Source organism: Streptomyces sp. NPDC051776, assembly GCF_040681345.1.
Classification (GTDB): Bacteria; Actinomycetota; Actinomycetes; order Streptomycetales; family Streptomycetaceae; genus Streptomyces.
In genome coordinates this window covers 126,825-140,680 of sequence record NZ_JBFAYQ010000001.1, presented here as the reverse complement: position 1 = coordinate 140,680, position 13,856 = coordinate 126,825, and the positions used below count along the sequence as shown (strand labels likewise).

Here is a 13,856-nt window from a genome sequence, read left to right as displayed (position 1 = left end):
GCTCCCCAACACGGCCCATGACCTGAGCAACAACGGCAGCCGCGCGCCCCGAAGTCCAGGCGCTCCCCAACACGGCCCATGACCTGAGCAACAACGGCAGCCGCGCGCCCCGAAGTCCAGGCGCTCCCCAACACGGCCCATGACCTGAGCAACAACAGCGGCCGCGCGCCCCGAAGTCCAGGCGCTCCCCAACACGGCCCATGACCTGAGCAACAACGGCAGCCGCGCGCCCAGGAGTCGGGGCGGTGTCAGGCGGCCCGGCAGGTGACCTGCATCTGAGCCGCCGCATGATGGGCGTACGTCGGTCCGTCGTCGTTCCAGTCCACGCCCCGGTCGAGCATCGTCACCCCGATCCGCCCGTCCCGCACCGGATAGGTGCCAGCATCGACCAGGCGCCCGCGGTTGCCGGTCTGGTCCACCGCGAACACCCCGTAGGTGGAGGAGCGGTCGCCCGGCTCGGTGCCCACCTCGTACACCGTCGGGGCGCCGCCCACATCGCGGCTGCCGGAGCCTGCGGGCACGTACACCCCGATCGTGCACTGCCGCGACGCGCTTCCGACCGTCCACCACCACTCCACACGGGCATCGTGGTCCTCCGTCGCGCTGCCCGACATGGGGACGGCGGTGAAGGAGCCGTCGCAGGACCCGCCGTCGTAGCCGCCCGAGCCGACGGTGTACCAGCCCTCGATGCCGTCCGAGTAGCGGCCGGTCTCCCGGTAGCCGCCGCCCGGCGGGCCGTCGCAGCCCTGCCCGGCCCACGCCGAGTACGGACGTCACGGTCACTGGGCTTCTCCACCGGACCCGAGCTCGGGCTCGGGGTGCGCCGGGTGGGTTTCTTCGACGGCTCGGGGGACGAGGTGGTGCTGATGGTCGGCTCGCGCTCGCCCGCGCCGGTCGGAAGGATCAGGCTCGGCTTCGGCGCCTCCCTGATCTCCGTACCCGTGCCGTGGGGCGGCGTTGCGGGTGCCGGTGGAGAGGGCCGAGGTGGCGAGCAGGGCCACGACTCCGGCCAGTCCGGTGACCGCGAGGAGCCCACCTGCGGCGACGGCCGCCTTGCGGCGTCCCGACAGAGTGGTCCAACGTCCGTACAGCGTCTCGCGGATGACCCATGGAGCCGGTTGGTGTCGCGGAGTCGCCGTGACGAAACGGCACGTACACGGCCGTCCCGACAACGAGTGCTCCTGGCCGCCACACCGTCGACACGTCATCGAAGCTTCCTCTGTCCGTGCTCACAAGTCGTTCCGTGGATCAAGTGGGCCCACTATGCAGCACGTCGCTACCCAGAGGTAGAGGTGCGGTGTGAAGATCCGCAGCGGAGTGGATCAGTGGCCCTTCACCACTTCGCTCAGCTCACGGTGGAGCGCCGCGGCGACCGAACCGCTGTCACCGCGGTCCTCCAGCATCTGGTGGACCTTCGTCTGCACCAGCTCCGTGAACGCCGCGTAGTACGGAGTCACCGGCCGTGAGCGGGCGGCGGACAGGGCCTCCTTCAACGGCTCGGTGTATACGGGCAGTCCACTGCTGTCCTGCCGGGACGTCTCCGCCTTCTCTTCGCCGGATCCGGACGTCCCGCTGCCGTCGGCGTCCTCTTCGCCCGCTCCCGGCGACTGCGCCTCGGGCAGCGAGCACGCAGGCCCTCCCGGGTCGTACGACGCCCGCAGCACCGGCGCGAAGCCCGCGGTCAGCAGGCAGGCCTGCTGCTCGGGCCGCACGAGATGGCGCAACAGCCGCTCCGCGTCGTCCGGATGGGCGCTGTTCGCGGCGATCGCCAGGTTCTGGCCGCCCAGCACCGACTTCTCGCGCGCCCCCAGCCGTCCGGGCAGCGGGGCGACCGCGAACTTGTCCTTGACCTTCGAGCCGTCCGCCGACAGCACGTTGTAGACGTACGGCCAGTTGCGCATGAAAGGTACTTTTCCGTCCCGGAACATCTCCAGGCTGTCGCGTTCGTCGGCGAACCGCGTCTCGGGAGGCATGAACTTCTCGTAGCGGTCGACGAGTTCGTTCAGCCCGTCCTGGGTCTCGGGTGTGCCGGCGCGCACCGTGCCCTGGTCGTCGAGGAGTTCGCCGCCCTCCGCCCATACCGACTCCTGGGCGTTGACCGTGAGCCCCTCGTACGCGTCGAGCTGGGTCGCGAAACCGTGGTCGAAGGTCTCCTTCACCTGACTCGGCTTCCGTGCGTCCTCGGCGTAGGACTCCAGCTCGGCCCAGGTGACCGGGGGGTGCCAGTGCTCGTCCTTCCAGATGTCCGTGCGGTAGTAGAGCAGACCGGCGTCGGTGTTGAAGGGAACGGCCCACGTTCTGCCGTCGTACCGCGCCGTCTTCTTCACCTGGTCCCACATGCCACGGAGCAGAGACGTATCCAGCGGCCTGATGAGCCCGCCGGCCGCGAACTCGGCGGTGTAGACGACGTCGATGTTGACCACGTCGTAGTCCGCGCTGCCGGACTGCAGGGCGGCGACGAGCTGGCTGCGCGCATCGTCCGAAGAGCTCGGCAGTTCGACGATCTCGACCCGGACATCGCGCTCCTTGCGGTCCCAGGCATCGATCAGGGCCTGGCGCACCGGGCCCTGGGACACGTCCGAGGCCGTCGCCACCCGCAGCACCCGCACCTTCCCCGCCGACGGCCCCGGCTCGGGCCCGCCGCCACCTCCCGAAGTGCAGGCCGCGCACAGCACGGCCAGCACGGCCGCCGCCCCCGCGAACCGGCGGCTCAGGACCGGCGTACGGCTCAGGACCGGCGTACGGCTACGGACCGGCGTACGGCTACGGACCGGCGTACGGCCACGGCCACGGCCACGGCCACGGCCACGGCCACGGCCACGGCTACGGCGCTTCGTCACGCGTGCCCCCTCGCACCTCGTTCGCCACCTGCTCGGCCAGGTCCTCCGCGGCGCGGTCGGGCCGCCCCGAGAAGCAGCCGGCGCGCGGGGGGTTCCGGAACTGGCTGACATCCGTCGTGCAGCCGTCCGGGCCGACATAGAGGACGAGCACCTTCGCGCTTCCCTCCCGCGCCTGCTCATCGCGCATCGCCGCCTGTGCCGCCGTGCCGTCGTCGCCCTCGGGCCGGTTGTCCCCGTCCGTGATGAGCACGATGAGGGGACGGTCCTCGCCGTGCGTGTCGCGAAGGCTCCGCTCCAGCACCTCGTACACGGCGGCGCCACTGCTGCTCATCGGCTTCTCGGTCAGCGCGTCGGCCCAGGCAAGCGCCTTCGCCCGCACGTTGCCCGGCGTGCCCGGTTCGACGACCGTACGGGCCCGGTCCGGGTGCCCGGCCGACTTCGGGTAGGAGCGGACGCCGTACGTGTCCTGGGGCCCGAGCCGGCGGATGGACTCGCTGAGTGCCGCCGCGGCCAGCGCCCGCTTCCCGTCCTCCGCCATCGAACCGGAGACGTCGACGAGGAAGAGGACCTGGCCCGGTGTGCGGGTCCGGGTGTACTGGGCGACCACGTCGTCCGCGGTCGACCCGCCGACAGAGGCCGTCCCGACGGGGACGTCCCGCAGTACCCCGCTGCCCGCCGTGTCGTCCCATGCCTGACCGTGCGGCGGAAGCGGGGTGCCGTCCTCACGGGCGCCCCGCACGAGGCCGTCGAGGAACGTCCCGCGCCCCTCCTCGCCCATGAGCCAGTCGTGGAAGTGCTCGATCGCTGCCGTGCGCCGCGAGCGGTCGCGGGCGCCGCCCCAGCGCACCTCCGACAGCGTCATGTCGAGCGCGGGCACGCCCTTCGGGTAGTACGCGAGGAGCCGGGACCTGGCGTCCACGGGCCTGCTGTTGTCACAGGCCGATCCGGGCCGCCTGCCGAGGTTGAAGTCCGCGACCGACTTCTCCGACACCAGGGCAGCGGCCGAGCCCAGCCGCCGCTTCTTTCCCGGCCCGTCGTCGTCCAGCGCGCAGAGCAGGCTGTCGGCGTCCGGCGCGGGCAGCGTGTCCCCCCGATGCGCCCGCAGCCGGGTCTCCACGCCGTCGGCGTCCTGCCCGGTGCCGCCGGTCAACTGCCCGTCGTACGCCTCGTACAGCCCGATGGTCTGCAGGAGCCCGGTGCCGGAGGTGTCGGGATCGGGACGCAGCACGGGCAGGCCGGGGTCGGCGCGATCGAGGGCGTCCAGCAGCTCCTCCCAGGTGCTGCCGGTGCGGCCGACGCCTTCGGCGTGCAGCTTCTTCTCCAGGGACGCGGGTACGGCGAGCACCAGCGGGGAATAGCCGATCCTGCCCAGGGCGCGGAGTTCCGCCGGGCCGGGGCTCCGTTCCATCTGCCCCTGGATGCGGCCGAGTTCGGCCGCGGATCCGGAGAGCAGGAGGTCCGGCTGCGGCCCCACGTGCTGAAGCGGATCGACGCACAGCTCGCCCGCGGGGGGCGCACCGGTGGCTGCCGACTCCCGCGGGCAGGGGCCGGCCGCACGGTCGGCCGAGGAGGAGATCAGGGGCGACGGGCCGCCTTCGGCGCCTGCACGGCCCGCCCAGGCGTCGGTCGCCCCGAAGGCTTCGACGGTCTCGCCCGCTCCGGCGTCGAAGACGGTGAAGTTGGCGCGGCGGCAGCCGGTGGGCGCTCGGTCGTCCTCCCCGAGGCGCTCGCGGTTGGCGGGGTCCTTCGCGTAGGCGGTCACCGCGCGCTGTGCCGCGGCCCGCGTCTCGGTGCCGCTCATCAGGCGCAGTTCGAGGGGCGGGGGGCAGAAGGCCGCGGGGTTGCCGCGACCGTGGCCGATCGCGTACACGCCGAAGCCGATGGCGAGGATCAGTGCGAGGCCGGCTGCCAGGAGGGTCTTCCACCGGTCGGCCGCCCACTGCCAGGGGGTCACGGGCCCACCGTGGCCCGTGCCGTCTCCGTCGCCCGCGCTGTCTCCGTCGCCCGTGCCGTCCGAGTCGCCTCTGCCGTCTCCGCCGACTGGCGGCCGCGGCGGGCGCGGTGGCGGCTTGGGGCCCGGGCCCGGGCCGGCAGGCTCCCATCCCGGGAGTTCCCGCCCCGCCGGCGTCCGCACCGCATCGATCGCGATCACGATGCCCGGACCGTCCCCGCTGCTGCCGCCCTTGGGCCCCCATCCGTCGCCGAATCCGACCGGCCACTGTCCGGTCACGGCCCGCAGATGGTCGTAGAGATGCTGCATCGTCAGGTGGGGAGAGCCGGGGCCGACCGACTCCATGGCGGTGATGACCTCGTGCGTGAAGCGGCTCCGGCCGCTCTCGACGCTGTCCGAGGGCTGGGTCCGCGTGGGCAGCGCCGAGCTGAGGATGTAGTGCTCGCTGCTGCCGACGTGCCCGCCGCTGACGGCCGCGAGCCCGGAGTTGCAGCAGTCCAGGATGAGGACCGCGCGGCGGAAGGTCATGCCCTCGAGCGTCCTGAGGACGCGGGTCCACTCAACGGCCGTGCCTTCGAGGTTGACGTCGAGATTCGCCTCCGGGGTCATCAGGTAGAGGCGGTTGTCGAACGGATCGCGGTAGCCGTGCCCGGCGAAGTAGAAGAACAGCAGGTCGGTGGTCTCCTGACCGGCCCGGTGCAGGGCGGTCAGCCAGGTGTTGCTGTCGGGCGACGTCAGGACCGTGATGGCCTTCCTCGGCAGGATCCCCCGCCTGGGGTGGGACAGCGCGGCCCGCAGGTCCTCCAGGTTGCGTGCGACGTAGTCCAGCCGCTCGAAGCGGCCCTCCACCACCTCGGGCACGCCGACGAGGACGGCCCGGGACCCGTCCGGGTCGGGCACATGCAGGGTCATGGCCTATTCACCGCCGCGGGTGCCGGCCTCCAGCTCCGCCCTGATCCGCCGGACGAGTTCGGGGACGTGGTCCGCGGTGAGGTCCCGCTCGCTGATGCGGAACCGCCGCCGCCCGGGGATGTCGATGACGATGCTCGTGAGGTTGCCCCGGTTGAGCCGCACACGGCTGCGCAGCCAGCCCATCAGCGCGCTGACCATGGCCCTGATGGGCTCGTCGAGCGCGGATCCGGCCACATGCGCGGCGAGGGCAACCACCAGGTCCTCGAAGGCGCCCGCCCTGCCGGGGGCCGGGACCGCGGCGAAGGTCCAGTGCTGGGTGAAGGACTCCTCGTCCTTGAGCCACCCCGAGATGCCCTGCAGCTCTCTTCCCTGGTCCGGCGTTCCCTCAACGCTGATCCGGATGTCCACTGCCGCGCTGCCCCCGTCTCTCGGCCCCGCCCGCCCGGCGCGGGCGCACACCATGCGTCATCCCTTCATGACGCACAGCCAAGTGTGTTGGTTCTGCAATCAGTTGGCCAGACGTCCGGGCAGGACGGCGAGGCGGCCGGACGCCCGCAGAGCCGACGGCACCGCGTGGAGCGTGGGGTGGGGGGTCAGCCGACGTCCGGGCAGGGCGTCCCGCGCGGGAGCTGGTACGGCGCGGCGATCCGGTACTGGCCCGGCCGCGGCGCGTGCAGTACCGTCCACTCGTCCTGCGGCTCGCCCTCCACGGCCTCCATCGGGTGCCGGGTCAGACAGCCGTTCCGGTTCACGTAGTCCGCGCCGTTCTCCGGCGTTCTGGGCGGCTCGACCCCTTGGCCCTCGCTGTCGACGAGCCCGAGCCAGGGCGAGTACGGGATGCGGATGAGGACCGGACCGGCGGACCGCACGGTGACGACCAGTTCGCCGGCGTCCGCGCGGGTGACGCTGGCCGGCGGATCGGCCATCGGGGTCGGGTTCTTGACCCCGTAGACCTTCCAGTTGTCGTCCGACCACACCTTCTTCAGGTAGGGCAGGCCCGACTTGACCAGCTCGGCCTCGTTCTCGCCCCAGGTGTCCGGCACATCGTTGGGCAGCACGACGTAATGCACGGCCCAGCGGTACAGCCAGCGATGATAGCGGTCCTTGTCGAGCTTCCCCTCCTCGTAGAAGAGGGGGTTGCGCTCCATGTCCGCCTGCCGGTTCCATCCGCGGGCGAGGTTGACGTACGGCGCCAGCGCGGACGCCTCGCGGTGGCTGCGCACGGGCACGACCTCGACCCGGCCGCGTTCGGCGTCGAGTCGCTCCAGCCGGTCGACCAGCGGTGCGAGTTCGCGGGCCCAGGACGCGGCGGGGGTGGTGTGGACCATGTCGTCGACGGTCTTGACCAACTGCCACCCGGTGACGACGAGGAACGCGAGCACCAGCGCGTACCAGCGCCGCGACCGGCGGGCGGCGAAGGGCAGCGCCGCAACGAAGACCACCCCGGCGAAGATCAGCGCGAGACGGGTGACGTTGCTGCCGATCTGGGAGTCGACGATCCAGGCGATCACGGTGCCGACGGCGTAGACCGCGGAGGCGATGCGTACCGTGCGCCAGCGCCGGGGCACCAGCAGCAGCGCCGCCGCGCCGCAGAGGAAGGGCAGGACCACGCTGCCGAAGCCCATGGGCTGCGTGCCGGAGAAGGGGAACAGGAGCGCGGACAGGGCGACGACGACGGTGGGCGTGACGCCGAGGCTGTACGCGGCGAGCCGCCGTTTGTCGAGGAACAGGGCCACGGCCAGGACCCCGAGGAAGAGTCCGGCGACAGGACTGGCCGCGGTCGCCAGCGCGGCCAGCAGGGCGGCGGCCGCGGCCCGCACATACATCAGCGGCCGGGTGCGCCAGTCGTCGTCCCGCGGCCAGGAGAAGATCACGGCGACGGCGCCGAGCGCGAACATCGTGCCGAGACCGAAGGTGACGCGCCCGGAGATGGCATTGCAGGTGAACGCGAACGCACCGGCGAGGGCGGGCGGCAGGGGACGCCGGATCCCCGGGCTGTGGACGAGGATCAGCGCGAGCAGGCCGCTGGAGACCGTGCCGGCGATCATCATCGTCGTCCGCACGCCCAGGACATGCATGAGGTACGGCGAGATGACGCTGTACGAGACGGGGTGCATCCCGCCGTACCACGCCAGGTTGTAGGCCGAGTCCGGATGGCGGCCGACGAACTCCGCCCACGCGTCCTGGGCCGCCAGGTCGCCACCGCTGTTGGCGAGGAGCTCCACCCAGACGACATGGAGGAGCGCGGCCACGACGAGCGTGACAAGGACGGGGTGCAGGGAGACGAGGCGGCGCAGGTTGCCGCGGAGGTCTCGCGGATGCTCGGGGGTCCCAGGGCCGGCGGGACTGCCGCTGTGCGCGCGGCTGTTCGCGAGAGCGGTTCTGCCGCCGCCCCGACGCTGACCGGGCACGGGTATGTGCCCCTCGGCGGCACCACCGCCGTCGTCGGCGCGCGTCGGCTCCACGGTGGTCACTGAAGACGTCTCCCCGTTCGTTCGGCGTGCTTCCCCGAGCGCACGCCGTTCGGCGACGCTAGCACGGGAGATCAGCCGCGACCCCGCCCGGCACGGCGCCCGGCGCGTATCAAGGTACGCGCCTGACTTCTTGGTAGACGCCGTCCGGGGCGGGGAGGTTGCCGCGGGGTGCGCGCGGGAGTCTTCCGCACACCCCGGGGGCCCATGACCAGGCCCGGCCGAGCGGGGCTCGGCCGGACCGGGACGATTCGGCTCAGGTGCCGTGGAGTTCGGGGCTCAGGCGCCGTGGAGTTCGGGGCTCAGATGCCGAGCGTTCCGGCTCAGGTGCCGGGCTTGCGCCCGTAGACGTGGACGTCGTCGCCGTTCTTCAGCATGCTCCAGTACTTCTTGGCGTCACCGGTGCGCATGTTGACGCAGCCGTGCGAGCCGGGCGGCGACCAGACGCTACCGGTGATGGAGTGGAACGCCTGCCCGCCGTCGAAGAACTGGCTGTACGGCATGGGGACGTCGTAGAGCGTCGACCAGTGGTCGATGTGCCGCCAGTAGATCTTCTTGGCGCCTGTGCGGGTCTCGTGCCCGTTGCGCCCCGTGCGGACCGGTACCGGGCCGTACTTGAGGGTCTTGCCGTCCTGGATCCAGCTCAGTTGCCGGGTCAGGTCGACGCAGGCGATGCGGCCCTTGCTGGTGGGGCACTTGCCGGCCTTGTTCGGGTTGCTGCCCGCGGCCTTCTGCTTGTTCATCAGGTCCATCACGCCCCAGGTGATGGGTCCCGCATAGCCGATGTTGGGGGATATGCCGTGCTTGGTCTGGAAGGCACGGATCGCCTTACAGTCGGCCGGGGACTGCCTGCCGTCCACCGGCCGGCCGAGGAACTTCTCGACCTGCTTCTGATGCGGTCCGGTCGAGGTCGTGCACGACGCGGCCTGCGCGGGCGCGGTGCCGAGCGCGATCGACAGCGGGACCACCATTCCGGCGATGCCCAGCGCCACACCGGCTCTGCGGCGCACGGTTCCCAGTACTGCTCTCATCTGCTCTCCCCACTTTGGTCCTGACGTTTATAGGACTGGGGTGGAGAAGGGGAGGTTGCAGCGGGAAATGTCGCGGGATCGCAACAGAACGGCCCCGGCGCACACGCGGTGCGCCGGGGCTCCTCTGCCGAGGCTCGCCCGCCGCCGGTGGTGAACTCCGCCGACGGACCGAGCGATGAGCGAGGTATCAGGTGATACGTGCCAGCTTGTCGCCGAAGCCGGGCTCCACCAGGTCCTTCTGGAGCGCGATCGGCACCTTGACCTGGCCCAGGCCGCTGCCGACCGTCATCGTCCCGACCTTGGCGCCCGCCTTGGCCTCGTGCGGCACGACCTTGCCGTTGTCGGTCAGGGCGATGTCCACCGTCAGACCGGTCCAGCCGACGGCCGAGACGTCCCTGGTGGCCACGACCGGTGTCGTACCGCCGAGACCGTCGTCGACGTGTCCGACCACATCGCCTTTCTTGACGACCTTGCGAGTGGTGAGGGCCCCGCCCGCCGCATCGATCAGCGGCTTGCTCGCCTCGACGGCGCCGGTCAGGATCGAGTTGTCGGAGGCGTCCGGGGGTTGGCGCAGCACGGCTCCGATGATGAGCTGCGTCGTACCGCGGACCTTCTTCTGCGCCGCGAAGAGCAGGTTGCCCTGGGCGGCGGTGCTCGTACCGGTCTTGATGCCCACGCCGTGGAAGGGGACCAGGCGGTTCCAGTTGTCCTGCTTCTTGCCGTTTCGGTCCTTGTACGAGGGCTTGGCCACGACCTCGCGGAACACCGGGTCCTGCATCACCTTCCGGCCAAGCTTGACCTGGTCCTCGGCGGTGCTGACGGTCGTCGCCTCCAGGCCGCTGGGATCGGTGTAGTTGGTGTTCTTCATGCCGAGGTCCTTGGCGGCATGGTTCATCTTCTTGACGAACGCCTTCTCCGAACCCGCGTCCCAACGGGCAAGCAGGCGGGCCACGTTGTTCGCGGAGGCGATCATTATCGCGTTGAGGGCCTCGTACTCGGTGAGCTTCTCGCCCTCCTCGGTCTCGACGACCGACTCGTTCTGCGCGCCCAGCCCGGCGTCCTCCTCCGCCTTACGGTCGACCGGGATCCTGGCACCCTGGCTGCCCGGCTTGAGCGGGTGCTCCTTGAGGATGACGTAGGCGGTCATCGTCTTGGCCACGCTGGCGATCGGAACGGGCTTCTGCTCGCCGAACGTGCCGAAGCTGCCGAGGCCGTCCACGCCGACCGCAGCCTGACCGCTCTTCGGCCACGGCATGGACGGCTTGGCGCCGTCGAACTCGTAGACATTGCTCGCGGTCAGGGCGAGGGTCGGCTCCGGGAGCGGTCGGACAGCCTGTGCGATCGCGAAGACAATCGCGAGCAGGACGACGAGCGGTGTCCAGATCTTGATCCGCCGCACGACGTTGCGCAGCGGAGTCTCCGGCGGCGGCGGGGTGTTGGTGAGCTGGGCGAGCAGCTCCAAGGGAGCCGGGTCGGGAACCGGCTCCTGCTTGGTGCGCTCGGACTCGGGCAGCGCAGGTGGTTCGGCGGCCCGCGGAGGGGCGGAGGGCTTTGCGGGTGCGGAGCCGGGTGGCGAGGGCGGGGCGGGGGCGTCGGAAGCGGTCGCCCCCTTCGCCTCGGACGCGGCCGCCGCCTTCGCCTCGGAAGCGCTCGCCGCCTTCGCCTCGGAAGCGGTCGTCCCCTTCGCCTCGGAAGCGGTCGCCGCCTTCGCCTCGGACGCCGCACCGGCTTCCGGCTCGGCCGGCTCGGCCGGCTCGGCCGGCTCGGTGGTGCTGACCGCTGACCGCGGCTTGCGGGGCGCGTCGTCGGCCGACTTCAGCGGGACGAACCGGCTGGTCCGCTCGGACGCGGAGGCCGCAGGCCCGTCCGCGCCGCTCCCGCCAGGGGCGTCGGCACCGCCACTGCCCGCGCCGCCACCGTTGCCGCCGGAGTCGGAGTCACCGGATGTGGGGCGTACGGCCTTGAACGCCGTGCTCGCCTGGTCCACGGGTCCCGCCGAAGCGCTGCCCGCGGGCCGGTCGTCGTCCCGGGCGACCCTGTCGACCTCTCTGGATTTTTCGGACATTTTAGACTTTTCGCCCCGACTGGGCTGCCGGTTCGACGACTTCACGGACCCGTCGTCTTCCGCGGACGGCGCATTCTCGGCGGCTGAGCGCCCCTCTCGGGCGCTGTGAGGGGTCTCGGACGCCTTGTCGCGCTCCTGAAGCCGCGGGGCCTTGAAAACGGCCGTGGGCTGATCCACGGGTCGCTCCGGTACGTCGGCGGCCTGCTCGGAGTGCTCGGCGGCGCCGTCCACGTCGGACGCCTTGTCTCGCTCCGGCGGCGACAGGGCGCGGAACACGGACGTGGTCCGGTCCACGGGTCCGCGGGCCGTGGCGGGTCCGGCGGAGCCCGCCGGCGATTCCGCGGCTGCCCCGCCGTCCCCGGTCGTCGCCTCGTCCTTGCCGGCCGTTCCACCCTCCCCGGTCGTCGCGTCGCCGCCACCGGTTGCGCCGTTCCGGCTCTCGGACCTCTCGGCACGGGCCATCGTTTCGCCCCCGGACTGCGGCGCGGACCTGGCCGCTTCGCTCTCCGCTGGCTCGCCGTCCGCCGCCGCGGCCTCGCCGTCCGTGGATCGGCCTGCCACGGACGCCTCCGCGCGCTTCGCAGGCCGTTGGGTCCTGAACACCGACGTGGGCCGGTCCACGGCCTCGTCACCCGCGCCGTCCCGCGCCGCCTCGTCCCCCGCGCCGTCCCGCGCCGCCTCGCTGTCCGCCCCATCGGCGGACTCACCGACGTCCGCCTTCTCCGGCCGCCGGGGCAGCGCGGAGAGCGATGCCGTCGGCCGGTCGACCGAGCGCCTGGGCAGGTCGGAGCGGGCGCTCCCATCGCGATCGCCTTCCGGCTGCCCGTCCGCCGCAGCGCCCTCCGGCCGGTCGTCGGACGTCTCGCCCGTCACCGCGCCGTCCGCGCCATCGGCACCGTCCGTACCGTCCCCGTCCCCGTCGCCCGCGCTCTCGTCACCGGCGCCCTCGTCGTTCGCGTCCGCGCTCGCCACCCAGGCGGCGACCGCCGCGCGCAGGCGGGCATCCCCGTGGTCCGTGGGGGAGCCGACGCCGGAGTCCGGGCCGGAGTCGTGCTCGGAGTCCTCGGCGGACTCACCCGCTGCCTCGCGGTCCGTCTCCGCCGCGAGAGCCCCGTCGGCCGCCCCCTCCGTCAACTCCCCGTCCGCCGGGCCCTCCTCGGCGGACGACGGGCCGCCGAGGGCAAGCCTCGGATCGCGCCCACGTTCACGCCCGTCTTCCCGTCGAGCCGTCTCCCCCGACGACTTCCCCTGCTCCGACCTGTCGGGGGACTCGCCCGCCACCGGTGCCTCCTTCGTATGTCCCCGCAGGACGCCGTCGCCGTCCACGCCGCCGTCCCGCTGCCGCTACCGCAGCCCATCCGCTCTACCAGTTTCCAGCCCGGCAGTGGGTGCCCCACGCCGTCACGCCGCCGCCCTCCCGCCCGGCTCCCGCCCCGGGCGTCGCGACCCCCTGCTTTCGTGCTAGACGGGAACGACATACCTACCGGTTCCCGTACGAACCACCCACGCACTCTCGACAGATAAGTGTGAGAGGGGTCACCCTGTCATTCATCCACGCGGGGAGGCATGGATGGGCAGGAGCCGCAGAACAATTCCGGAGGAGCTTCTGCTGCTCGCCTTGGACCCGACCACGGGAACCACGGCGCAGCCGCAGTCGCTCGACCTCGGCCTGGCCGGGGCACAGCTAGTGGAGCTGGCCCTGGCGGGACGGATAGCCCCAGACGGGGATCGTATCGCCGTGGTCCTACCACGGCCGACAGGAGATCCGACGCTGGACTCGGCACTCGAGCTGTTGCGCCGACGCGGCAGCCCGGTGCGCGCGGTCCACTGGATCGGCGGGCCCCGCCTGGGGCTGCGCCAGACGTACCTCACGCATCTCGAACGCTGCGGCATGGTGCACGCAGTGGCCGGCCAGATGTGCGGGGTACTGCCGACGACTCGCTACCAGGCGACGGACACGGCGATCAGCCGGGAGATCAGGGCCCGGCTGGACAGCGCGATCCGCACCGGTGTACCGCCGGACCCGCGGACCGCGGCGCTCGCCGCCCTGGCCCACGCGGTCGGGCTCGGCAAGCACCTCTACCCCGGTAACGAGGGGCGGTCCTCCCGCTCCCGGCTCCGGGACCTGATCAGGCACGACCCGATGGGCGGCCTGGTCGCGCACGCCGTGATGGACGTGCAGAACGGCGTGGCCGCGCAGCCGCGGCGCACACCGGCACGAGGACGCGCGGGCGAGCCCGGCGGTGTCCCGATGCCGACGCGTCGCGGGGGTATGGCCCGCGCCGTGGCTCACTGAGACCTCCTCCGGGGATTCCTCCCGGAAGAGTCCGGACGCGTCACGGAACGACAACGGATCCACAGCAGTACCGGAGCACCAACTCCACCTGACCGCACCGCAGTCCCACGACCCGGTTCGGGAGCCGCTGATGCGCGCGGGGTGGCAGGGAGGCCGTTCGGACCGGCCTCCCGCCGCCTCGCGCGCACGCTTGCGTCCGGGACCGGCGCATGCGCCCGGGTGCGGCCGAAGCCCGGGGCACGGCGGCACGTTCCGCCGAAAGCCCCGCGCGCAGCACGTCCCGCGGCACG

At 72.1% G+C, this 13,856-nt stretch carries 8 protein-coding genes; 1 reads left to right on the top strand and 7 read right to left on the bottom strand.

All coding sequences use genetic code 11. The annotated features are described in order from the left end of the window. Positions 1-248 precede the first annotated feature (248 nt). From AB0M26_RS00605 to AB0M26_RS00575, 7 genes are all read right to left on the bottom strand, one after another. A complete protein-coding gene (locus tag AB0M26_RS00605; RefSeq protein ID WP_365252209.1) occupies positions 249-614 on the bottom strand; it encodes a hypothetical protein in 366 nt (121 codons plus the stop codon). Positions 615-1,322: 708 nt separating this feature from the next. Further along, a complete protein-coding gene (locus AB0M26_RS00600; RefSeq protein WP_365252206.1) occupies positions 1,323-2,840 on the bottom strand; it encodes an extracellular solute-binding protein in 1,518 nt (505 codons plus the stop codon). Beyond that, positions 2,824-5,703 carry a hypothetical protein gene (locus tag AB0M26_RS00595; protein ID WP_365252203.1) on the bottom strand — a complete coding sequence of 960 codons (2,880 nt, stop codon included), beginning with the start codon at positions 5,701-5,703 and terminating at the stop codon, positions 2,824-2,826. The genes AB0M26_RS00600 and AB0M26_RS00595 overlap by 17 nt, the downstream gene beginning before the upstream one ends. A gap of 3 nt (positions 5,704-5,706) precedes the next feature. Next, positions 5,707-6,165, bottom strand: coding sequence for a hypothetical protein (locus tag AB0M26_RS00590; protein ID WP_365252200.1), 459 nt, complete (start codon positions 6,163-6,165; stop codon positions 5,707-5,709). A 131-nt stretch (positions 6,166-6,296) separates the two neighbouring features. Further along, positions 6,297-8,177: an MFS transporter gene (locus tag AB0M26_RS00585; protein ID WP_365252197.1), complete on the bottom strand. Its 1,881-nt coding sequence runs from the start codon at positions 8,175-8,177 to the stop codon at positions 6,297-6,299. Positions 8,178-8,497: 320 nt separating this feature from the next. Further along, a complete protein-coding gene (locus AB0M26_RS00580) occupies positions 8,498-9,193 on the bottom strand; it encodes a L,D-transpeptidase family protein (protein WP_365252965.1) in 696 nt (231 codons plus the stop codon). Positions 9,194-9,392: 199 nt separating this feature from the next. Then, on the bottom strand, positions 9,393-12,551 hold the full coding sequence (locus AB0M26_RS00575) for a D-alanyl-D-alanine carboxypeptidase (protein ID WP_365252194.1): 3,159 nt from the start codon (positions 12,549-12,551) through the stop codon (positions 9,393-9,395). Positions 12,552-12,840: 289 nt separating this feature from the next. Here AB0M26_RS00575 and AB0M26_RS00570 point away from each other — a divergent pair, with 289 nt between their 5' ends. Then, positions 12,841-13,566, top strand: a complete 726-nt coding sequence (locus tag AB0M26_RS00570; protein WP_365252191.1) for a GPP34 family phosphoprotein — start codon at positions 12,841-12,843, stop codon at positions 13,564-13,566. Positions 13,567-13,856: the final 290 nt, after the last annotated feature.

Excerpts from the sequence above, each read along its gene's own strand:
- AB0M26_RS00605 (WP_365252209.1), bottom strand. The coding sequence starts at position 614 with ATGTCGGGCAGCGCGACGGAGGACCACGATGCCCGTGTGGAGTGGTGG.
- AB0M26_RS00595 (WP_365252203.1), bottom strand. The coding sequence starts at position 5,703 with ATGACCCTGCATGTGCCCGACCCGGACGGGTCCCGGGCCGTCCTCGTC.
- AB0M26_RS00590 (WP_365252200.1), bottom strand. The coding sequence starts at position 6,165 with ATGGTGTGCGCCCGCGCCGGGCGGGCGGGGCCGAGAGACGGGGGCAGC.
- AB0M26_RS00570 (WP_365252191.1), top strand. The coding sequence starts at position 12,841 with ATGGGCAGGAGCCGCAGAACAATTCCGGAGGAGCTTCTGCTGCTCGCC.